This is a genomic window from Pseudomonas sp. FP1742, assembly GCF_030687145.1.
Classification (GTDB): domain Bacteria; phylum Pseudomonadota; class Gammaproteobacteria; order Pseudomonadales; family Pseudomonadaceae; genus Aquipseudomonas; species Aquipseudomonas frederiksbergensis_D.
On record NZ_CP117460.1, the window covers coordinates 3,639,096 to 3,662,654 of the forward strand.

The 23,559-nt window shown below is 59.6% G+C and carries 12 protein-coding genes and 2 pseudogenes; 4 read left to right on the forward strand and 10 right to left on the reverse strand.

Annotated features, from left to right (window positions below; translation table 11 throughout):
- Window positions 1-78: 78 nt before the first annotated feature.
- Together PSH64_RS16110 and PSH64_RS16115 are read left to right on the forward strand one after the other, a co-directional pair.
- Window positions 79-6,036, forward strand: a complete 5,958-nt coding sequence (locus PSH64_RS16110) for a DUF5801 repeats-in-toxin domain-containing protein (RefSeq protein WP_305477810.1) — start codon at window positions 79-81, stop codon at window positions 6,034-6,036.
- 295 nt (window positions 6,037-6,331) lie between these two features.
- Entirely contained in the window at window positions 6,332-10,417 is a 4,086-nt protein-coding gene (locus PSH64_RS16115; RefSeq protein ID WP_305477811.1) for a hypothetical protein, read from the forward strand.
- A gap of 92 nt (window positions 10,418-10,509) precedes the next feature.
- Here the strand turns inward: PSH64_RS16115 and PSH64_RS16120 are convergent, their stop codons facing one another.
- From PSH64_RS16120 to PSH64_RS16135, 4 genes are all read right to left on the reverse strand, one after another.
- Window positions 10,510-11,211, reverse strand: coding sequence for a LuxR C-terminal-related transcriptional regulator (locus tag PSH64_RS16120; protein WP_105344704.1), 702 nt, complete (start codon window positions 11,209-11,211; stop codon window positions 10,510-10,512).
- Window positions 11,212-11,967: 756 nt separating this feature from the next.
- A complete protein-coding gene (locus tag PSH64_RS16125) occupies window positions 11,968-13,317 on the reverse strand; it encodes a TolC family outer membrane protein (RefSeq protein WP_105344783.1) in 1,350 nt (449 codons plus the stop codon).
- Window positions 13,318-13,355: 38 nt separating this feature from the next.
- Window positions 13,356-14,681 carry an HlyD family type I secretion periplasmic adaptor subunit gene (locus PSH64_RS16130; RefSeq protein WP_370694446.1) on the reverse strand — a complete coding sequence of 442 codons (1,326 nt, stop codon included), beginning with the start codon at window positions 14,679-14,681 and terminating at the stop codon, window positions 13,356-13,358.
- Entirely contained in the window at window positions 14,647-16,425 is a 1,779-nt protein-coding gene (locus tag PSH64_RS16135; protein ID WP_305477812.1) for a type I secretion system permease/ATPase, read from the reverse strand. Before PSH64_RS16135 ends, PSH64_RS16130 begins: the two co-directional genes overlap by 35 nt.
- Window positions 16,426-16,614: 189 nt before the next feature.
- Here PSH64_RS16135 and PSH64_RS16140 point away from each other — a divergent pair, with 189 nt between their 5' ends.
- Both PSH64_RS16140 and PSH64_RS16145 read left to right on the forward strand, forming a co-directional pair.
- The gene (locus tag PSH64_RS16140) at window positions 16,615-17,289 is read left to right on the forward strand and encodes a trans-aconitate 2-methyltransferase (RefSeq protein ID WP_105344713.1); all 675 of its coding nucleotides are present in this window, start codon (window positions 16,615-16,617) and stop codon (window positions 17,287-17,289) included.
- Between the two features lie 501 nt (window positions 17,290-17,790).
- Window positions 17,791-18,831 carry an ABC transporter substrate-binding protein gene (locus PSH64_RS16145; protein WP_105344718.1) on the forward strand — a complete coding sequence of 347 codons (1,041 nt, stop codon included), beginning with the start codon at window positions 17,791-17,793 and terminating at the stop codon, window positions 18,829-18,831.
- Between the two features lie 151 nt (window positions 18,832-18,982).
- Here PSH64_RS16145 and PSH64_RS16150 read toward each other — a convergent pair.
- The 6 genes and pseudogenes from PSH64_RS16150 to PSH64_RS30470 form a co-directional block, all read right to left on the reverse strand.
- Window positions 18,983-19,084: pseudogene (locus PSH64_RS16150) on the reverse strand (oxidoreductase); the annotation flags it as partial.
- 123 nt (window positions 19,085-19,207) lie between these two features.
- Window positions 19,208-19,984: an alpha/beta fold hydrolase gene (locus PSH64_RS16155; RefSeq protein ID WP_105344720.1), complete on the reverse strand. Its 777-nt coding sequence runs from the start codon at window positions 19,982-19,984 to the stop codon at window positions 19,208-19,210.
- 23 nt (window positions 19,985-20,007) lie between these two features.
- Window positions 20,008-20,517, reverse strand: a complete 510-nt coding sequence (locus PSH64_RS16160; RefSeq protein WP_305477813.1) for a cytochrome P460 family protein — start codon at window positions 20,515-20,517, stop codon at window positions 20,008-20,010.
- Window positions 20,518-20,539: 22 nt separating this feature from the next.
- Window positions 20,540-21,613 carry an alpha/beta fold hydrolase gene (locus tag PSH64_RS16165; RefSeq protein ID WP_305477814.1) on the reverse strand — a complete coding sequence of 358 codons (1,074 nt, stop codon included), beginning with the start codon at window positions 21,611-21,613 and terminating at the stop codon, window positions 20,540-20,542.
- Between the two features lie 62 nt (window positions 21,614-21,675).
- Complete coding sequence (locus PSH64_RS16170; RefSeq protein WP_105344727.1) at window positions 21,676-23,049, reverse strand: epoxide hydrolase family protein; 1,374 nt, start codon at window positions 23,047-23,049, stop codon at window positions 21,676-21,678.
- Window positions 23,050-23,461: 412 nt separating this feature from the next.
- Window positions 23,462-23,548, reverse strand: a pseudogene (locus tag PSH64_RS30470) (AraC family transcriptional regulator); the annotation flags it as partial.
- Window positions 23,549-23,559 lie beyond the last annotated feature (11 nt).

Consider the following 23,559-nt stretch of genomic DNA (forward strand, 5'->3'; position numbering starts at 1 on the left):
TCTCCGGCGCTTCGCCATAGTTGCGGTTAAAGGTCAACGGTCAGGCCTTGATGACCGCAATTGTTCTGGAGAACAATCATGGCTATTGAAATCACCAGCGCGTACGTTTCGCTGGACGAAACGGCCGGGCTACAGAACGCAACCGCCACGCCAACCCCTGCGGGAGATGCTGACGACAACGACATTCTGGTAGCGTCCCTGCCCTCGACTTTCTCTACCCGTTTGACTGCATTGGGTGCAGGTACCGCAACGGGTGCGGCCTTGAGTGGCTATACCGGTGCCGTGGGCGACACGGGCAGTAATGCGTTCACTACTGGCGCGCCCGGCACAATCACTACCGATATCAGCTTCGTCGACAGCGCTGGCGCACCGCTCAATGGACTGGACAGCGGGCTGGATACTCTCGATGGCACCAGCATCTTTCTCTATACCGATACCAACAACAACATCCTTCTGGGCCGAGCCGGGGGCGCAGATGGCGCGATCGTGTTCGCCGCCTATATTGAAGAAACCGGATCGCCGGTCTCGGGCGGCAAGATCTGGACCGTGGAGTACCAACCGCTCAAGCATCCGGACGCCAGCAATCCCGACGATGCTGTCAATTTACTGAATAAGGTGTTCATCGGAGCCACTCAGGACCTGGGATTCAGTCTGGCCGGTGCACCCTCAGGTCAGAACCTCTTCCTGATGTTCACGAAAGCGAACCCGACAACTGAAGTTGTCAATGGTGTCACACGGATCACCGATCCCACCATCATCGCCACCGGCAAGGACCCCGCAGACCAGTCAAGTGGCGCCAACATAAACACTGGCGACACGATCAATACCAGCCAGGGTGGTGGGCCGACCACCATCGGCACCAACAACCAGATGATTACGGAACAGGAAGGCATCCGCTTTTCGTTCGTCACCGGTGCCCGGCAGGATGTGACCGTTCCCAACCTTAGTCAGACCGAGGCCGATGTTGAGTCCAACATCGACTTTACCGGTGTCTACAATTCGACATCGGCCAATTTCGACGTCGTACAGTTGCAAGGCGGCAAGAGTGCCGTGGTAAAAATCAGCGCATTCAACACCGCTGCTGAACCTGGCGCGAATTTCATCAACGGCTATGCGAATGACACGCCGGTTGCCATCACCAATGTTCAAGTCATCAACAATAGCACCGGGCTGGTGATCGAAAACTCCGACGGCTCGGTGAATGATCCGACCATCACCATCAGCTTTACGGGTGGGGTTGCAACACTCACCGGCATTAAAGCCGGCTACCAGATTGAATACACCACGACATCGGATCACAACCGCGTACTCATAGAGAACGGCGCGGCCCTCGACGCCAGAGGCGATAACCACGCCGATTTTGATATCGGCGGCTTCTCGCTACGCCAAGCCTCCACCTCGACCGCCGAAATCGGCTCCAAGATGATCTTCGAAGACGACGGACCGAGCGTCAGTGCGACCGGCACGGAGCCGACGCTGACCGTGGACGAAACGGTACTGACCACCGACGCCACCCAGAACTTTGCCGCCAACTTCAGCTCGGCGTTTGGCGCTGATGGCGCGGGCACATTGACCTATGCACTGGGCGTGGTGGCAGGCGCCTCCGGCCTGACCGACACGGCCACCGGTGAGGCGGTCAACCTGTCGCTCAACGGCACCGTCGTGGAAGGCCGAACGGCCACCACCAACCTGCTGGTGTTCACCGTCAGTGTCGCCGCCAACGGTGACGTCACCCTCGATCAGCAACGGGCGGTGGTGCATCCCGACGCGACCAATCCGGACGATTCGACGAGCCTGAGCTCGGACAACCTGGTAACGCTGACGGCAACCATCACCGACAAGGACGGCGATAGCACCCAGGCGACCCTGAACATCGGGCAAAACCTGGTGTTCAAGGATGATGGCCCGAGCATCAGCACCACCGGTACGGAACCGACGCTGACGGTCGACGAAACGGTACTGACGACCGACGCCACCCAGAACTTTGCCGCCAACTTCACCTCGGCGTTTGGCGCTGATGGCGCGGGCACATTAACCTATGCACTGGGCGTGGTGGCAGGTGCCTCCGGCCTGACCGATACCGCCACCGGTGAAGCCGTCAATCTGTCGCTCAACGGCACCGTCGTGGAAGGCCGAACGGCCACCACCAACCTGCTGGTGTTCACGGTCAGCGTCGCCGCCAACGGTGACGTCACCCTCGACCAGCAACGGGCCGTGGTGCATCCCGACGCGACCAACCCGGATGATTCGACGAGCCTGAGCTCGGACAACCTGGTAACGCTGACGGCAACCGTCACCGACAAGGACGGCGATAGCACCCAGGCGACCCTGAACATCGGGCAGAACCTGGTGTTCAAGGATGACGGCCCAAGCATCAGCACCACCGGCAGCGAGCCAACGCTGACCGTAGACGAAACGGTGCTGGCGACCGATGCCACCCAGAACTTCGCCGCCAACTTCACCTCGGCGTTTGGCGCTGACGGTGCGGGCACGCTGACCTATGCGTTGGGCGTGGTGGCCGGTGCCTCCGGGCTGACGGATACGGCCACCGGTGAGGCCGTCAACCTGTCACTCAACGGCGCCGTAGTCGAAGGCCGCACGGCCACCACCAACCTGCTGGTGTTCACCGTCAGCGTCGCTGCTAATGGCGACGTCACCCTCGACCAGCAACGGGCGGTGGTGCATCCCGATCCAAACAACCCCGATGATTCGACGAGCCTGACCTCGGACAACCTGGTAACGCTGACAGCGACCATCACCGACAAGGATGGCGACAGTGCCCATGCGACCCTCAACATCGGGCAGAACCTGGTGTTCAAGGACGACGGACCGAGCATCAGCACCACTGGCACGGAACCAACGTTGACGGTCGACGAAACGGTGCTGGCGACCAACGACACCCAGAGCTTTACCGCCAACTTCAGCTCGGCGTTTGGTGCTGATGGTGCGGGCACGCTGACCTACGCGCTGGGCGTGGTGGCGGGCGGCTCCGGCCTGACCGACACGGCGACCGGTGAAGCCGTCAACCTGTCGCTCAACGGCGCCGTCGTGGAAGGCCGCACGGCCACCACCAACCTGCTGGTGTTCACCGTCAGTGTCGCCGCCAACGGTGACGTCACCCTCGACCAGCAACGGGCGGTTGTGCATCCCGATCCAAACAACCCGGATGATTCGACGAGCCTGACCTCGGACAACCTGGTAACGCTGACAGCGACCATCACCGACAAGGATGGCGACAGTGCCCATGCGACCCTCAACATCGGGCAGAACCTGGTGTTCAAGGACGACGGACCGAGCATCAGCACCACTGGCACGGAACCAACGTTGACGGTCGACGAAACGGTGCTGGCGACCGACGCCACCCAGAACTTCTCCGCCAACTTCAGCTCGGCGTTTGGCGCTGATGGCGCAGGCACATTGACCTATGCCCTGGGCGTGGTGGCGGGCGGCTCCGGGCTGACCGACACGGCGACCGGTGAGGCCGTCAACCTGTCGCTCAACGGCAACGTGGTCGAAGGCCGCACGGCCACCACCAACCTGCTGGTGTTCACCGTCAGCGTGGCGGCTAATGGCGACGTCACCCTCGACCAGCAACGGGCTGTCGTGCATCCCGACCCAACCAATCCGGATGATTCGACGAGCCTGACCTCGGACGATCTGGTGACCCTGACAGCGACCATCATCGACAAGGATGGCGACAGTGCCCATGCGACCCTCAACATCGGGCAGAACCTGGTGTTCGAGGATGACGGCCCCAGCATCAGCACCACCGGTACGGAACCGGTGCTGACGGTGGACGAGACCGTACTGGCGACCGACGATACCCAGAGCTTTACCGCCAACTTCAGCTCGGCGTTTGGCGCTGATGGCGCGGGCACACTGACCTATGCACTGGGCGTGGTGGCGGGTGCTTCCGGCCTGACGGATACGGCCACCGGTGAAGCCGTCAACCTGTCGCTCAACGGCGCCGTGGTCGAAGGCCGCACGGCCACCACCAACCTGCTGGTGTTCACCGTCAGCGTCGCCGCCAACGGTGACGTCACCCTCGACCAGCAACGGGCCGTGGTGCATCCCGATCCAAACAATCCCGATGATGCGGTGAGTCTGGCCTCGGACGATCTGGTGAAACTGACGGCGACCATCACCGACAAGGATGGCGACAGCGCCCACGCCACCCTCAACATCGGACAGAACCTGGTGTTCGAGGACGACGGACCAAGCATCAGCACCACCGGCACGGAACCGGTGCTGACGGTGGACGAAACGGTACTGGCCACCAACGATACCAAGAGCTTTACCGCCAACTTCAGCTCGGCGTTTGGTGCTGACGGTGCGGGCACGGTGAGCTATGCGCTGGGCGTGGTGGCGGGTGCCTCCGGGCTGACCGATACGGCCACCGGTGAGGCGGTGAACCTGTCGCTCAACGGCGGTGTGGTACAAGGCCGTACGGCCACCACCAACCTGCTGGTGTTCACCGTCAGCGTCGCCGCCAACGGTGACGTCACCCTCGACCAGCTCCGCGCAGTAGTGCATCCCGATCCAAACAATCCGGATGATGCGACGAGTCTGTCGGCGGACAACCTGGTGACACTGATAGGGACCGTCACCGACAAGGACGGCGACAGTGCCCACGCCACCCTGAACATCGGGCAGAACCTGGTGTTCGAGGACGACGGCCCAACCCTCGCGTTCGGCAACCTGATCGGGACCGGTAGCGTCCTTCCACAATACGGCTACTGGGATAGCTCGGCCGGCGCCGACGGGCTGGGTGCGGCGGGTCTGGATATCTCGTTGGTGAATAACCAGTTCACCCTCGTCAGGCCAGACAACACGACCACGACCGGCACCGGCACGCTCACCGAGCAATCGCCTTCACCGGACGCCAATGGCGCGTACCACTTCGCAGGGACGTTGACCGGCGATTTCGACAATAACGCCGCCACGGCGGATACCAGCGTCGACTACACGCTGACCGCGTTTGCCAACGGCAGCTATGCACTGGATCTGGTGCAAGGCTTCAGTTCGCAGATCGTGCTCAGTAGTGCCGACGGCGCGCTCAGTGCCGGCGGTCCGGACCCTGTGCGCACATTGTTGATTCCGGAGACGAATGACCCGACTATTCCTTCGGCATCCGAGGAGGTTGTGTTCTTTACCGCGAAGGCGCTTGCGTCGACTGCGGACATCCTGACCGGCATCGGGCTCGGAGCACCCGACCCGACCGAAACCACGCTACAGACCAACCCCCTGCCGTCGTACATCGACCCCAGGGCCATGAACGTCAGCACGGCCGGCATCGGCGTCGCCAATAACCTGTTCCAGGGAGACAACCAGGCGGCAATCGGCGCAGCAGATGAAAGTTTCGTCATCAATCCGGAGAGCCTGCTGACGAGCATGAAGGTCTTCATCGACAACTCCGTGGGGGGTTACAACACGGCGACCGAGGACTTGTACTACAGGGCCTTCTACGAGGATGGCACGTTCTCGAACCTGATCGAGGTGAACACCCTGACGCCGGAGGCCGGCGGCCAGGTGTCCTTCGTCATTGAGAGCGATGGCACCAATCTGATCGACGCTGTTCAGCTCACGATGGCCCGGGGCGAGATCAAGATCCCGACGATCCAGTTCACTCATGAGACCGAGAGCCTGGCCAGCGATGTCAAGCTGACGTTCAACGCGACGCTGACGGACAAGGATGGGGACTCGGCGTCGAGTACGTTTGACGCCAACCTGTTCGCCAACGAACTGGACAACGCCCTCTTCGACTTCACGCTGGTTGGCACGGGTGGTGAGCGGGATGCCTTCAACGTCGATTTGTCAGTCGATGAGAACCAGTACCAGGTCACCGGCTTCGATGCGAACGCAAGCCTGCGAGACACGCTGGTGCTCAACGGCGACCAGAGCGCCGTTGTCCAATCGATCGACACCAGCGGCGCAGACAGCATCGTGACGGTTGCCGAAACGGGCGGACAAATCACGACCATCACCTTGGTCGGGGTCGACGTTCTGAGTAGCGACATAGTGATTGGCGGCGTCTGAGGCACGCGCGCGTGAAAGGATGCGAGGGTGGCGTAGAACCACCCTCGCATTTTTTTTTGCAATTCCAATATGAGATCCGCACGGATCGCAGGCGGCATGTCCTCATTCACAAACGGAAAATGCGGCGTCGCACCTTCACATCCTCATACCGTTTCCCCCTCCCAAGTAGTCTGAAACTCCCACTCCTTCTGGGAGTATCGGTCGATGCGCGGTACCCCGGCGCCTTGCCATAGTTGCGCGAAGATCAACGGTCCAACGGTCAGGCCTCGATGACCGCAACTGCGAAGGAAAAGTCATGACTATTAGCACTCTGAGCGTCGTGTCCACCGGCGTGAACGTTTCGCTGGACGAAACGACCGGATTGCAGAACTTCACCGCCACGCCAAGCCCTGCGGAAGACGCTAACGACAACGACACGGCGACACCCCTGCCCTCGGCCTTCTCTACCCGTTTGACCGCCCTAGGGGCAGGTACCGCATTGGATGCGGCCTTGAGTGGTTATACCGGTGCCGTGGGCAACACCGGCAGCAATGCATTCACCATCAGCGGCGCAACAAGCGCTACCGATGTCAGCTTCGTCGGCAGCAATGGCCTACCGCTCGATGGCGTGGTCAGTGGACTGTTTACCCTCGATGGCACCAGCATCCTTCTCTATACCGATACGAACAACAACATCGTTGTGGGCCGAGCCGGGGGTGCAACCGGCGCGATCGTGTTCGCTGCCTATATCGAAGAAACCGGATCGCCGGTTACGGGCGGCAAGATCTGGACCGTGGAGTATCAACCGCTCAAACATCCAGTGACTACGAACCCAGATGATCCGCTCAATCTGACGGATAAGGTTTTCGTCGGAGCCAGTCAGAACCTGGAATTCAGTCTGGCCGGCGCGCCCTCCGGTCAGAACCTCTTCCTGATGTTCACGAAATTGAATCCGGCAACTGAAACGGTCAATGGGGTCGTGCGGATCACCGATCCCGCCATCATTGCCACCGGCAAGGATCCGGCGAATGAGTCAACTGGCGTCAGTATAAACACTGGCGACACGATCAATACCAGCCAGGCAGGTGGGCCGACCACCTTCGGCACCAACAACCAGATGATTACGGAACAGGAAGGCATCCGCTTTTCGTTCGTCACGGGTGCCAGGCAGGATGTGACCATTCCCAACCTGGATCAGACTGAAGCCGATCGCGAATCCAACATCGACTTTACCGGCGTCGTCAATGTGAAGACAGTCAGCTTCGACGTCGTGCAGTTGCAAAGCGGCAAGAGTGCTGTCGTAAAAATCAGCGCATTCAGCACCGCTGTTGAATCTGGCACGCAATTCATCGACGGATATGCGAATGATACGAAGATTGACATCGTCAATGTTCGCGTCCTCAACAGCGCCGGGACGGTGATCGAGAATTCAGACGGATCGGTGAATGACACGACCATTGGCATCACCTTTGCTAATGGGATTGCAACCCTCACCGGCATTAAAGCCGGCTACCAGATTGAATACACCACAACGGGGGATCACAACCGCGTGCTCATCGAGAACGGGGCGGCCCTCAACGCCAAGGGCAATGAACACGCCGATTTTGATATCGATGGCCTCCACCTGTTCCAAGCCTCTATTACGAAAGCCGAAATCGGCTCCCAGATGATCTTCGAAGACGACGGGCCGGCAGCAGCCGGGACCGCTGTAACGGGAACCGTCGACGAGGACGGCCTGACCAATGGCATTGCCGGTGGTGTGGGCGACGTGACTGGCGAGGCGACCACGGCCAGCGGCAGCGTGACCGGCATCTTCCAGTCCGGCGTCGACACGCCACTGACCTATGCCTTGTCGAGTGACACCAGCGGCTTGCCGGCGCTGAGCTCCGGTGGAGTAGCGCTGGTGTACAGCGTCGTGGGCAACACGCTCACCGCCAAGGCCGGCACGACCGATGTGTTCACCTTCAGCCTCACCACAGCGGGCGCCTACACCTTCACGCTGCTCAAGCCGCTGGATCACGCCGCAGGCAATGACGAGAACGACATCACCATCAACCTGGGTTCACTGCTGAAAGCCACCGACAAGGACGGTGACACGGTGACGGCCGCGGCCGAGAAGCTGGTCATTACCGTCGACGACGACACGCCGACGGCGACCGGCACTGCCGCAACGGGAACCGTCGACGAGGACGGCCTGGCCAATGGCATTGCCGGTGGTACAGGCGACGTGGCTGGCGAGGCGACCACCGCCAGCGGCAGCGTGACCGGCATCTTCCAGTCCGGCGCCGACACGCCGCTGACCTATGCCTTGTTGAGTGACACCAGCGGCTTGCCGGCGCTGAGCTCTGGCGGGGTGGCGCTGGTGTATAGCGTCGCGGGCGACACACTCACCGCCAAGGCCGGCGCGACCGACGTGTTTACCTTCAGCCTCACCGCAGCGGGTGCCTACACCTTTACGCTGCTCAAGCCGCTGGATCACGCGGCAGGCAACAACGAGAACGACATCACCATTAACCTGGGCTCACTGTTGCAAGCCACCGACAAGGACGGTGACACGGTGACGGCCGCGGCGGAGAAACTGGTCATCACCGTCGACGACGACACGCCGACGGCAACCGGGACCGCCGTGACGGGAACCGTCGACGAGGACGGCTTGGCCAATGGCAATGCCGGTGGTGTGGGCGACGTGGCTGGCGAGGCGACCACCGCCGGCGGCAGCGTGACTGGCATCTTCCAGTCGGGCGCCGACACGCCGCTGAGCTATGCCTTGTCGAGTAACACCAGCGGCTTGCCGGCGCTGAGCTCGGCCGGGGTGGCGCTGGTGTACAGCGTCTCGGGCAACACGCTCACCGCCAAGGCCGGCACGACCGACGTGTTCACCTTCAGCCTCACCACAGCGGGTGTGTACAGCTTCACGCTGCTCAAGCAGCTGGATCACGCAGCTGGCAACGACGAGAACGACATCACCATCAACCTGGGCACGCTGCTGCAGGCCACCGACAAGGACGGCGACACGGTGACGGCCGCGGCCGACAAACTGGTCATCACCGTCGACGACGATACGCCCGTCATAGGGACAGCCCCTGTGCAGGATACCGATCCCGATTTGGGTGCGACGTCATGGACCTTTTCGGGTGACTTCGCCTACTCGATAGGTGCCGACCAGCGCGGGCCGACCTACTCTTCGGCAGCGGACAGTGATTTTGCCCAACTCGCCCTCTCTGGTTCGGCGAACGATGTCGCGATCGTTGATCCAACGGTCACCTGGGATTCGGAGAATCTCGACAGTGCCACGTTTAACGTGTCGTTCAAATACGATCACGATCGCAATGCTGGCACCGCGCCTGAACTGGTGGAAGGCACGCTGGTGTTTGACAAAGTCAATGACACCTATACCTTCGCGATGGATGCGCTGCAAACGACGCAAGACGTCACGCTGGGCCAAGGCACTGGATACCAAACGTATGACGTGGGTGGTACGAGCCCTTCCAGCGGCCCATCACCTGTGGCCACTGGGAAGCTTGGGGAAGGTTTCTTCATCCAGATCACGGGCTTCGAGTCACCACTTAGTGCCGGCGGCAATACTGTTGTGTCGGCGGGTGAGTTTGTGAGCGGCACGCAGGCCCCTGTAACCTTGTCCAGCACTGCTCTGGGCGTCTCCGGAAATACGATCCAGGCAGGTGAAGCGGCCAACATCAATTTCTTCCAGACTGATCCGAAAGGAAATCTGGGCGCGACCAATTTTAGTTACGCGACCGATTTCTTTATCAAGTTCGACGGATACGAAACTGAAAGCGATGATCTTGTGCTTATCGTCAGTCTTGCTGATGCAAATAATCCCTCCCTCACTACAACACGTGCCATCTACGTCGACCAAGGCGATGTGTACGAGAACGATACGGTCAACACCGATCTTGTTGGAACCAAGTACGAGGCCCTTATCGTCAACGACCCAGCCGATCCGAACGACCCGTTCCTGGACAATAATGATGCTCTATTGATTGTTGAAAGCAATGATTTCAACATTCAGGCCGGTGATAACTGGCTCATCAAGGGTATTCAGATTCTTTCGAATGATGCTGGCCTTACGGGCAGCGCGATAAATCTGAATCGCGATGTCGGTGCCGATGGCGGTAGCAGCACTGCCGCACAGCCGGTCAGTGGTCTCGTCGGGCCTGGAAACACGATTGCGGAGGATACGAGTACGAATCCGCTGAAGATCATCGATGCTGGTTTCTCCACCACCACGACTGTACCAGCTACCCTTGATCTGACGCTGGACTTCAAGGTCGTCGATAGAGATAGCGACTTCACCGCTGTCCAGACGATTGATATCGAAAATCCTGTCGTAGTCGAACTGGTGGGATTAACTAACCTGGCACCGACAGATTTGGGGGTCTGATCCGCTAAGAAGAGTACGCGCGAGACAGGATCAAAACCTGTCTCGCGCTCTCGGATCGTCTTGTTTTGACGTGAAATTCAATCCAATTCCACTCAAATGGACTCGGGTGGTTCTTCGTTGTTGGTGAGCCCGTGCTTCTGCGCGTACATCAGCAAGTCGATGCGGTTGATGAGATCAAGCTTTTGATAGATGTTACTGAGGTGGTTGTGCACGGTGTGCTCGCTGATGCCCAGGCGCCCGGCGATGCACATGTATTTGGCGGACGGATCCCCCACGATGGCGCGAATCAGTTCCCTCTCGCGCAGCGTCAGCCGCGCCTGTTTCGCCCGCTCCGAATTGCATTTCAAGGGTATACGCCCGGTCGCGGCATAGCCGGAAAGCCCAACGGCCCAGGATCTGTTCAGTCCGATGTCGCGATGGTGGACCGTGACGATCGCGCGGATGATCGATTCCGTCGGCTCTTCTGCCAGCACGATGCCGCGTGCGCCCGCTTCTATCGCCTGGGCAACGGGGATGGTTTCGTACAGGCCCTTGAGCACCAGCACTTTCATTTCGGCGTTACGGGCGAGTCCTGTGATGACCGCCAGCGGGTTCAGCGCATCCGGAAAGAAACTGAAAAAAATGACATCGGGATGCAACTGATCGGCAAGATCCAGCGCTTTGGTATAGGTGGTGGCCTGGCCGCTCACTTCCATCTGAGGCTTACGGGCATTTATCAAATCGTGAAGGCCCATCAAAACGAGGGGACGACAGTCGATCAGCATCACGCTTATTGGTTTTATGTGGGTCGTCATTACCGTCCTGACTCCCTTGAAAAGTGAACAATGGCCTCCACCCACTGGCCCTCCTGGATCAGCAGATCGCTCATCTGGCCACCGCAATTGAAGGACCGATGCGAGCACCGACAGACCTCGACGGTTCCCACCCGGATACTCGGCCCTGGGGACACTTCCACCCGTTGCACCGGCAGGGTTTGCGGACGCCCCCAAAAGCCGGGCAAAGCCATCGAGAAAAAAAAATAGGAATAATCATCAATAAGTTGCGCATGATGATGTTCTCCCAGGAGCCGCTCAACTGAGTCTAGGCCAGCTCAGCACTCTGCCAGCCCGCCCATCTGCCGGTCGTCGACTCAGCCTCATACGCATAGCCCCCCGATGTGCCCGAGGGAGGCGATCACCCCTAGGAAATCAAGGTCTTAGGTTCGACGCGGACAACCTGCGGGCAACGTTGAACCCATTCAAAATCGTCAATTAACCGACGAGTGGTGTACGAATAAGCGCACAAGCAACTCTGGCGTCAATTTATCGGCGATAATCTGGCCATCCACGAGCCCGGCCTTGACGAAACAAACACATTGCACTGGCCGCCTCCATCCTGTGAACGTGTTGATGCATGAAGGCCCGGGCCTCGTTGAACTCGGCACTGCAGGGTATTTTCCGGGTCACCGGATGGCTTGCAGGAGATGCATTGAGCTACCCGCCTGACAGTGGGCTCACTTCAACGGTACCCTGTGTCGGGATAGGTATACAAAGCTGGTGTGGCGGGCAGATTCAGGGGGATGTGAGGTTTTGGCTGGAGCTGCGGGGGCTCAGCCAGGCATTGACGTTCTCGACACCCTCGACAGGCGGCTTGCCCGCCCAGCGATTGAGCGTGAAGACATTGGTGACGAAGTCGTATTGCGTCTTGAGCAGATCTCGGCGAGCCCGGAATTCGTTGCGTACGCTGGTCAGTACATCGACGGCATTGACCATTCCGTAACTGAGTCCTTTCTCTGCCGCCACTCTGGACAACTGTGCCGAGGCCAAGGCATGCCGGCTTGCACTGATCTTTTCTGCGCTCGAGTTGGCCGTCAGGTAAGCGGTGGTGATCTCCTTGACCACCTGGCGCTGGACTGATTCCAGTTGCTGCTCCGCCACAATCTGATCCTGGTAGAGCCCACGCACCCGCGCCGAGGTTGAACCGCCGCTGTATATCGGCACTTGCACGCCAATACCGGCGACATAACTGTCGGTACGGGGCGCCAGGGAGTTGTTGTAGCCCTCGTTGGTCTGCTGCGCGCTCAGCGTAAGGCTCACGGTTGGATAGTGCCCGCCCTTGCCGCTGCGCAACGCAGCGCCTGCTGCTTCGACGCCGCTTTGGTTAGCCTTGAGCGCCGGGTTTTGCTCTATACCCTCGCGGACCCACGATTCAAGACTCTGCGCCGACACTTGTAGTTGCACGTCATCGCGAATCCGGTTGAGCTTCTCCTTGACCGGTCGGCCGACGATCTCCGCCAGTGCCTCGCGGGTGATACTGGCCTGGTTCTGGGCATCCAGTTCCTGCGCCGCCAGCAAATCGACCCGGGCCTTGAGGTCGAGCTGATCGGTAATCATTGCCAGCTGCTTTTCGTACAACGCATTGACCCTGTCCAGGCTCTTTTGCGTGGTTTGACGCTCCGCCTTCACCAACTCCAGCTCATCCTCGGCCGCCAATGCGGCGAAGTAACGCTGGGCCAAGTCCACGGTAGCCTCGGCCTGGGCCTCCTGCGCTTGCGACTCGGATTGCTTGGCCAGGCTTTTGAATTTTTGATAGTTCTCCCACGCGGCCTTGTTGTAGAGGTACTGACGCAGCACCAGGCTGTAGATTTCGCTATCGTAACTGCGCTGCACCAGGTCGCTCTCCTGATGAATCCGGTTCTGCCCGGCGTTGAGCGACACCTGTGGTAACAGCGAGCCCAGGGCCTCGCGCTGATGTTCCTGGCCCGCCTTCGCTTGCGCATACGAGGCCAATACTCGCGGATCTTCCAGCCGGGCCTCGCGATACAACTGCATGAGATCAGTGGAATACGTCGAGGCACTGACCCCGGTTGATGTCGGCGCAGTGGTTTGCGCCAAGACAAATTCGTTGGCCAGTGCAAGCATGAGCAGACCACTGGGCAAAGCTACAGGCACTCGCACGATCATTCCTCGATCATTGATTGAGAGATGGCATTGCGGGCCGGCTGCATCAGGTATTGCAACAGCGTGCGTTGCCCCGTGATGATCAATACGTCCGCGGGCATCCCCGGCAGTAATTTTCGATCACCCAAGGCGCGCACACCGGCCTCGGTGACCCGGACCCGAGCCAGGTAATAGGAAGTCCCGGTCTTTTCGTTGACCAGCCGGTCCGCCGAGACACCGATGACCTCGCCTTCGATCACCGGGGTAGTCGCACTATTGAACGCGCCGAAACGGATATCGGCACGCTTGCCGATGGCGATGCGATCGATATCGACCGGCGCCACCTGGGCCTCGATGACCAGTTCTGAAACCGAGGGAACGATGTCCAGCAAAGGCGTCGCCGGGCGCACGACGCCGCCAATCGTATGCACCGTCATGCCAATCACCATGCCCGACTCGGGTGCGCGGATGATGATATGGCTGAGCCGGTCCTCCAGGGCGGAAGCCTTCTCTTGCAGGTCGTAGATTTTGGTCTGGACATCGGCCAATTGTTTGGCGACATCGGCATTGAAGTCTTTATCGACTTGTAGAATCTGCAGCTGTGTTTCATTGATCTGCAGGCGAGTTTTGGTGATGGTCGAACGATGGTCGGCCAATTCGGACTTGACCATTTCAAGCTTGCGCTGCTGCTCAAGCAGACGTTGTTTGTCGACGAATCCTTGCGACAACATGTCGGTCAATTCAACGATTTCACCGCTGTATGATTTATTCAGTTGGCCCTTGACCCCGATCATCGCCTCCAGCCCCTTGATCTGTTGATTCAACTGACCAATGCGCTCTTTCAGCACCGATATCTGGCCCAGCCGTGACCCCCGTCGTGCGTTGAATACCTGGGTCTCGCCCTGGCGCGCTTCGGCACCTCGCTGACTGTCGGAATCGGCCATGACGTCAAAGCCGATTACTGGCAGATTGTCCCGCTCAGCCTTGAGTCTTGCCTCCATGGCTCTGGCGGCAATGAGCTGGCTTCGGGTCATATCGTATTCGGATCGCAGTTGGGCATCATCGAGAATAATCAGCGGGGCATCTTGCTTGACGATGTCACCGTCATGGGCCAATACCTCTTTGACGATGCCACCTTCGAGGTGTTGTACCGTTTTGCGGTAAGCCTGCACGGTGACCACGCCCGGCGCGTAAGCCGCGCCATCGATCGGTGCGACCGCCGCCCAGGTGCCGAACACCCCGAAGGTCATCAATACAATGCCAAAACCCAGGCGACGGATCTTTCGATCAGATACCGCCAGGTCGGCGAAGTTATCTGTTTGATGACTGAGCATCGTACTGTTCATCGGCATCACCCTTGCGAGTAGCCACCGAAGCCACGCTTGCGCCTGCTTGCGTGGCGTGCTTTTGTGCCCGCTGCGCGAGTTCGGCCAGCACTTGTTCGCGTGGTCCATAGAGACTGATAGCGCCATCACTCATCACCATCAGCCGGTCAAGTTGGGACACAATGTTGGTTCGGTGGGTAATCACAAAAAGGGTTGCACCTGTCAGCTTGAGCTGGTGGATAGCCACCGCCAGGGCACGATCACCGACTTCGTCGAGATTGGAATTGGGCTCGTCGAGGATAATCAGCCGCGGGTTGCCATACAGGGCACGGGCCAGGCCTATGCGTTGGCGCTGTCCTCCCGACAGCATGACGCCATCGCTGCCAATGACGGTGTCATAGCCATCGGGCAACAGCAGAATCATTTCGTGAACGCCGGCAGATCTGGCCGCCAGAACGACTTTCTCGGAATCGACCTCGGCGAAGCGGGCAATGTTCTCGCTGATGCTGCCTTCGAATAATTCAATGTCCTGGGGCAAGTAGCCTATGTACGGCCCTAGTTCATGTTTGTCCCACGCACTGATGTCCGCGCCATCGAGCCGGACCACCCCATGCTGCGGTGCCCACACCCCCATCAGTGCCCTGGCCAGGGTGGACTTGCCCGCGGCACTTGGACCGATGATTCCGACAATGCAGCCGGCAGGTGCACTGAAACTGATGTTTTTGATGATTGGGGTTTTCGAGCCAGGTGCGGCGACGATCAGATTCTCCACCTGCACATGCCCCTGAGGCGCAGGCAATGACATGCGCTCGGGCTGAGCCTGTTGTTTGTCGAGGATCTCGTTGAGACGGCGGTACTGCGAGCGGGCCGCAATAAAGCCCTTCCAGCTGCCGATGATCAGATCGATGGGGGCCAATGCGCGCCCTAGCAGCACGGAACCGGCAAACACCATGCCTGGCCCCACCTGATGGTCTACGGTCAGGTACGCCCCCAGACCAAGGATCAGTGACTGCACCAGGATCCGGAAGGACCTGGAAAGCGTGCTGATGATGCCACCTCTGTCGCTCGCCCCGGACTGCAGCAACAGGACATTTCTCTGGCGACGCCCCCAACGGTCCATCAGGGTTTCAAGCATGCCCATGGACTCGATGACTTCAGCGTTGCGCAGGTTTTTCGTGGTGTGGAGCGTCGCGCTGATATGTTCCTTGTTAGCCTGGGCAAGTGCCGGCCCCGTCAGTCTCTCATTGAGAAATGCGAGAAATAACAATAACAACGCACTGCCCACCGCTACCCAGCCATACCAGGGATGGAACATGAACATCACAGCGACATAGATAGGCAACCAGGGCGCATCGAAAAAGGCGAATAATCCATTACCGGAGAGAAACTGTCTCAAGCCCGTCAAGTCGTTGAGCGACTGGGCTGAAGCATCCATGCCGCCACTTTCCAGCGCCCGTTTGAAACTGGCCTTATAGACCTGACGCCCCAGCAACACATCCAGCCGGGTACTGACCCGAACCATGATGCGTGAACGCACCCATTCCAGGGAACCGAGTGTTATCACCAACCCGGTCATGATCAGCGTCAGCATTGCCAGGGTCGTCAGACTTCCGCTGGTTACCACTCGTCCATACACCTGAAGCATATAGAAGGTAGGAACGAGCATCAGCGCGTTGATGAAGAAGCTGAAAAAGCCAACAGAAACAAAGCTGTCTCTACAGGCTTTCAACGCTTTTTTAAGACTGTTTTCAGGTGTGTTTCGCATGGAAACCCCTGCTCTAAAGGCCGTACCTTGAGGAGCTTAGATCATGCCGAACGACTGTGTGTAGCAATCGACAGACCGTCACAGGCACACCGGTTTTATCCCTGCAATTGACCCGATTCAGCTCTTTTCCCCAACACGGCGCGGCACTTGTCCTATCCTTCCATCCACCCCATTACTCCGGACATCAAAATGCCCGCTCCCGAATCCACCCTCCTCCAGAGCTGGCACCACAACGCCCACTCCTGGATCGAGGCTATCCGTACCGGCGCGATCGAAAGCCGCCTCACCGTCACCGACCAGGCCATCCTGCTGGCGATACTGGGCCGCCAACCCGAGCGTGTGCTCGATCTGGGTTGCGGCGAAGGATGGTTGTTGCGTGCGCTGGCTGAACGGAGCATCGAGGCGGTCGGAGTGGATGGCGATGCGACGCTGGTCGAAGCGGCGCGGGCAGCGGGTTCTTCGCGGGTGCATTTGGCGAGCTATGAAGCGTTGGTGGAGGCGAAAGTGGACATCGGCCGCGACTACAACCTGATCTGCGCCAACTTCGCCCTGTTGCAGCAGGACATCATTCCCCTGCTCGCCGCCATGAACGCCCTGCTCGCCCCTGGCGGCGCGCTGGTGATCCAGACGCTGCACCCGTGGACCGCCGCGGCGGGCGACTATCAGGATGGTTGGCGGGAAGAGACCTTTGCCGGGTTCAAGGGACAGTGGCAGCCCATGCCGTGGTACTTGCGAACGTTGTCCAGTTGGTTCAACGCTCTGGACATGGCCGGCTTTCGACTGGCCGGCCTGCAGGAGCCGCAACACCCGCAAAGCCCCGTGCCGCAGTCGTTGCTGTTGGTGGCTGAGCAAACGTCCACATGATCGCCAGCAGCGCCCACTGCTGAAGCAATGTTATTCACTTAAGCAATTTCAGCCGCGACGCATTCCTTGTAGCAGCTGTCGAGCTTGCGAGGCTGCGTTCGGCTGCGCAGCAGTTGTGAGTCTGGCTACCGTGGTGTATCTGACTCACCGCATTGTCTTATTTGACGACTGCTTCGCAGCCGAACGCAGCCTCGCAAGCTCGACAGCTGCTACCGCCGTACGCAGGCTTCGCCAGCTGCTACTAATCGCATTACGGCTTAACAGCATTGCACTGCTAAAGAGCTTTTTTATAGCTCCCAAGCATATTTTTAATAATTTTCCTCTTCCGATTGATGCCGCACTATCAAACCGCACTGAGCATCTCTGGTCCGGCTTTCCCGGATGAAAGCTTTTTCCATAACGATGTCGGCCCCAAGAGCCCGGCACGGTGGAACCTTATCGGCCTCTGGCCAGCACTGCCCGGCTTTACACCATTCTAAAAACCAGCTGTGGGAGCGTTCCATGTCTTTATCCTTACGTACCTGTGTTCCTTTTTCCCTGGCCCTGTTGTGCACCGGCGTGTTCGCCGAACCCCAGACCCTGACCGTCATTTCGTTCGGCGGCGCCACCAAGCAGGCCCAGGACAAGGCCTATTTCCAACCCTTCAATGCAAGCGGTGCCGGACGCATCGTGGCCGGCGAATACAATGGTGAACTGTCGAAGATCAAGGCCATGGTCGATGTGGGCCATGCCACTTGGGATGTGGTCGAGGTCGAGAGCCCGGAATTGTTGCGTGGCTGTGATGCAGGCTTGTTCGAGCGGCTGGACAAGGCCGGTTTTGGCGACCAGGCCCAGTTCGTACCGGGGACCTTGACCGAGTGCGGTGTGGCCACCTACGTCTGGTCGATGGTCATGGCCTTCAACCAGGATAAGCTGGCCAAGGCCCCGACTTCCTGGGCGGACTTCTGGAATGTCACCGATTTTCCGGGCAAGCGCGGCCTGCGCAAGGGCGCCAAGTACACCCTGGAAATCGCTCTGCTGGCCGATGGCGTCAAGCCTGACCAGCTCTACAAAGTACTGGGCACCCCCGAGGGCGTGAACCGGGCCTTTGCCAAGCTCGACAAGATCAAGTCCAACATCCAGTGGTGGGAGGCCGGAGCCCAACCGGCGCAGTGGTTGATCGCCGGTGACGTGGTGATGAGCGCCGCCTACAACGGCCGTATCGCCTCGGCGCAGAAAGAGGGCATGAACCTGAGCATCGTCTGGCCACAGAGCCTGTACGACCCGGAATACTGGGCCGTGGTCAAAGGTTCGCCGAACAAGGCACTGGCCGAGCGTTTCATCACGTTCGCCAGCCAGCCGCAGGCCCAGAAGGTTTTCTCGGAAAACATCCCTTATGGCCCCGTCCATCGCCAGGCCCTGGCGCTATTGCCAGAGCAAGTACGCCAGCAATTGCCGACGGCCGAAGCCAACCTGGCCAAGGCCCGGTCGGTCGATGCGGAGTTCTGGGTGGACCATGGCGAGGAGTTGGAAGAACACTTCAATGCCTGGGCGGCGCGCTAGTGTTTGATTGGCGGCATTGGATGCCCATGTGAACAACAGAAGTCGACGACCCATCTTTCCGTAGCCGCTGTTTCGCTCGCTCGGCAGCGGCTACGGATTACCCGATGGTCTTTATTTCAATCAAATACCAGATGAATCAACAGCCCGCTCGAGCAAAATCGTCGACCGACCCCAGCCCTGGAATCCCAGCGTTGTTCACCAGAATATTCAGCGCACCGAATTGCGCTACGGTAGAGGCCACGGCGCGCTCTATCAATTGATTCATTTACCGACAACGAGCCGTTCAAGAATCGATCAAGGCATGAATGAGTTCCTCACTCGATGCCTTGATTCGATACTTGCCCCTCTGTCTACCTACCCTTCACAAGCGCAGGAATCACATCGCCGCAGCCGCTTTTTCAATCAGTCGGGCTACCGGCTCCGGATTTGAAACCATCACGACATGGGACGCCCCCTTAACGACTTTTACCGCCTTGGCCTCGGCCCGCTTGGCCATGAATTCCATGGCCTGCGGTGGAATGTTCTTGTCCTTGTCGCCATAGATGTACCAGGACGGAATGTGCTTCCAGGCGGGTGTACCGGACTGCTCGTTGAGCGCCGCTTCGGTGACCGGGCGCTGGGTCGCCGCCATCAATGCCGCCTGCGCGGCGGGAACGTCAGCGGCGAATTGGTCGTGGAACTTATCCTGCTGGATGTACAAATCCTTGCCGCCATCAGCTAGCGCGACAGGCGCCGCAAGGGTTGGGCCGAGGGTACTTCCCGGGAATTTGCCGGCCAGCCCGGCGACGGTTTCGCCCGCCTCGGGCGCGAAGGCGCTGACGTAAACAAGCGCCTTTACATTGGCACGGTCGTTGGCCGCTTCGCTGATGACGTTGCCGCCGTAGGAGTGGCCGACCAGCACAACAGGCGACTTGATGCCTGCCAGCAATGCGGAAACGGCAGCGCCATCGCTTTTCACGCTGCGTAACGGATTGGCGGCGGCCACAACCGGGTAGCCGTCTTTTTCGAGGATCTTCACCACGCCATTCCAGCTCGAAGCGTCGGCAAAGGCGCCATGCACGAGAACGACGGTGGGCTTTTCAGTTTGCGCCGATGCGTTGGCACCGAGGATCAGGCCAGCGGTGCAGGCCAGGGCAGCCATTACTTTTTTCATTGGAAACTCCTTGGGTGATTGGACTATTGAGCGAATCGCGTGAAGACAAAGTCGTGGTTCTGCACTCGCGCCTGGTGGCAGGCGAAGCAGGTCTGGTGCTGTGCCTCATCGACGGGTTTGCCGTTAATAAAGCGACCGAAACCCCAGCCGCCGGTTGACGCATATTTCCTGGAGTCCTTGACCATGACCTGAACGGTGGTGGCCGCGCCGGGAATGGAGGCCGGCTCGAACTCCGGGGACTGGACGTGTTTCCAGGCGAGCTTCACCAGCACCGTGCCGTCGGGAAACGGCAGCGTTGTCTCCTGATAGGCCTTGATCGCCAGATCATTGCCCAGGACCGCTCGAAGTTCGTCCAGGGGTGCCGCTTCCTGCGCCGGCGCTATCAGCTGCCATTGGCGATAGCCGTCGGGCAGCTTCACGCCGTAGATCGGTGAAGCGTCGCCGCTACCGGCGTCGCCTAGGGCCACGGCGGCAGCGGTCAGCGCAACCGATGCCATGGCAGCGGACAACACGACCAGATACTTGCGTTTCATCGGTGCTCTCCCCTTCAGGCCATCAGAGATGATCGGCGTCGATCACGGCCTGGGCGAAGGCTTGCGGGGCCTCTTGCGGCAGGTTGTGGCCGATACCGCCATCGATCAGTCGATACTCATATTTGCCGGTGAAGCGCTTGGCATAGGCCTCGGCAGGTGGATGCGGCGCACCGTTGGCATCGCCCTCAAGAGTGATGGTCGGCACGCTGATGGACGGGAAAGCCGCCAGTTTCTTCTCAAGCCCGTCGTATCTGGATTCGCCCTTGATCAGGCCCAGGCGCCAGCGATAGTTGAAGATGGATACGGCAACGTGATCGGGATTTTGCAAAGCGGCGGCGCTTCGCTCATAGGTCGCGTCGTCGAAGTTCCACTTCGGCGAGGCCAGTTTCCAGATCAGCCTGGCGAAGTCGTGGGTGTTTTTTTCGTAGCCCAGACGGCCACGCTCTGTCGCAAAGTAGAACTGATACCACCACTGCAACTCGGCGGCAGGCGGCAGCGGTGTCTTGCCTGCCTCCTGGCTGCCGATCAGGTAGCCACTCACCGCAACCAGCGCCTTCACCCGCTCCGGCCAAAGGGCCGCGACGATGTCGGCCGTGCGCGCGCCCCAGTCATAACCGCCAAGCACGGCCTGCTTGATTTTCAGTGCGTCCATGAAGTCGATCAGATCGCTTGCAAGCGCGGCGGGCTGGCCGTTGCGCACGGTCTTGGCCGAAAGAAAACGCGTATCGCCATAACCGCGCGCATACGGAATCAGTACTCGATAGCCCTTCTGCGCCAACGCCGGTGCCACGTCGGTGTAACTGTGAATATCGTACGGCCAGCCGTGCAACAGAATGACCACCGGCCCATCGGCAGGGCCGACTTCGGCATAGGAAACATCCAGCAGACCCGCCTTGACATGCTTCAACGGGCCGAACGACGTGTTACTTCCCGGCGTAATGGTGCCGATGGCGCTGGCAGGCACCTCAGCGGCGCTCGCCGGCGACGAGGCAACACTCAGAGCGCCCAGCTGCATCAATGCGATCGCCAGAACAGAGGGCGCGAGCAGACGCCGATACCGCGGTGTGGAGGTGTGGTTCAACAGGGTCGTGTCCATGGTGAGTCTCCCTTGCGAACGGCTGGTTAACCGTTCCGAGTGTTGGAATCGATTGGAAAGGTTTATCTAGTAGCCTGAGCGCCCGCGTTGTTTGCAGCCGTACGCAACGGCCGGAATGCCTCGCGCAATTCTTCACTGAACAATTGAGGCTGTTCCCAGGCCGCGAAGTGGCCGCCCTTGTTGACTTCGCTGAAGTAGGACAGCGATGGATAGGCACGCTGGGCCCAGACTTTCGGCGCGCGGTAGATTTCATGCGGGAACACGGTGATCGCCACCGGGACCTTGATGTCCGCAGTCTTTTGCGCCGCCGCGCTGAAATTATTGTTGTTGTTCTCCCAATAGAAACGGGAGGACGAGGCGCCGGTGTCCGTCAGCCAGTACAGGCTGATATCGTCGAGCATCTCATCGCGGCTGAGCACACGTTCAGGCTTGCCGTCGCTGTCGGTCCAGGCCGCGAATTTTTCGTACATCCACGCCGCCGTACCGGAGGGCGAGTCGGCCAGCAGGTAGCCGATGGTCTGCGGCCGAGTCACCATCATCGCGCCGTAAGCCGCATTGCGACCGAAGAACGTACTCAGCGAGTTAAAGGCTGTGAGTTCCGGATCGGTCAGCCCGGCCGGTGCAGGATCGCCGCTGTTGATCGGCTTCACCAACTCCGGCGGTACGGTCGCCGGCATGTTCAGGTGGATGCCAAGCAAACCGGGAGGTGCCAGGCGACCCAATGCGTCCGAGATCACCGAACCATGATCGCCGCCCTGGGACACGTAATGGGTGTAACCCAGGCGCTTCATCAGCACATCCCAAGCTTTCGCCACCCGGTCAGGCCCCCAGCCCAATTCGGTTGGTTTGCCGGAAAATCCATGGCCGGGAATCGACGGAATCACGACGTCGAAAGAATCTTCCGCGCGCCCGCCGTAAGCGGTCGGATCGGTCAGCGGGCCGATGGTTTTAAGGAATTCGAACTGTGAACCCGGCCAGCCATGGGTGAGGATCAGCGGCATGGCGTTGGGATTGCGCGAGCGCACATGGATGAACTGGATGTCGACGCCATCGATGGTGGTGATGAATTCCGGCAAAGCATTGAGCCTGGCCTCCGCCTTGCGCCAGTCGTACCCGTTGCCCCAGTACTTCACCAACTCTTGCACCTGCGCCCGTTGCACACCTTGGGAAACGTCGTTGACGGTTTCCTTATCAGGCCAGCGGGTGTCTGCGATGCGTTTGCGCAGGTCGGTCAGGCGCGCTTCATCAACATGAATGCGGTAGGGGCGAATGGCCTCCGATTCTGCCGATGCGGCGCTGGCGGATGCATTGTCGGCGGCCGTGGTGGCTGCCCATACGCCACTGCTGCCGGCAAGCAGTGCGAGACCGAATACGTGAACCCTGGCGGATGAAGCCAGGCAACGGTGCCAGGCGGAAACGGACAAAACTGCAAGCATGATGAATCTCCTTATTAGTAAGTGGCCTATGGGCGCGGCGATCGTTGCCGAAGCTGATCACCGGCCATAGCGCACCCTTGGCCACGGTCAGTTGCGACTATTGGGCTCACGCAGGCTTGATCAAACCACCGTGCTGCCACCCGGACGATTGCACGATGGTGTCGGTCGATACTTAGGTATGACTTGCAGAAAAACGCCGCAGCGGTGGCGGCCTGCTCTGGTGAGGTGATGCCGAGGTTCTACCAGTTCATGACGATATCTCCGGACGTTGAGTGATCCTGTGAGACAGCCTGTACTGTCTCCACGGAGCTCATTTGACGTCGGTCAGGTATCCCGGATGTGTCACCAACGGCCCATTAAAGAAACAGTCCGTATCAGCGTGCGGCCTGGATACACAGAGATACACTTGCTGGCGTCCCTTGTTGTCGCGGATGTAAAAGTCCGTCAATTCGCTGCGTTGCCCCATGAAACAGGTGGGAACTCGGCTCGGTGACGACATCTCCCGAGGTT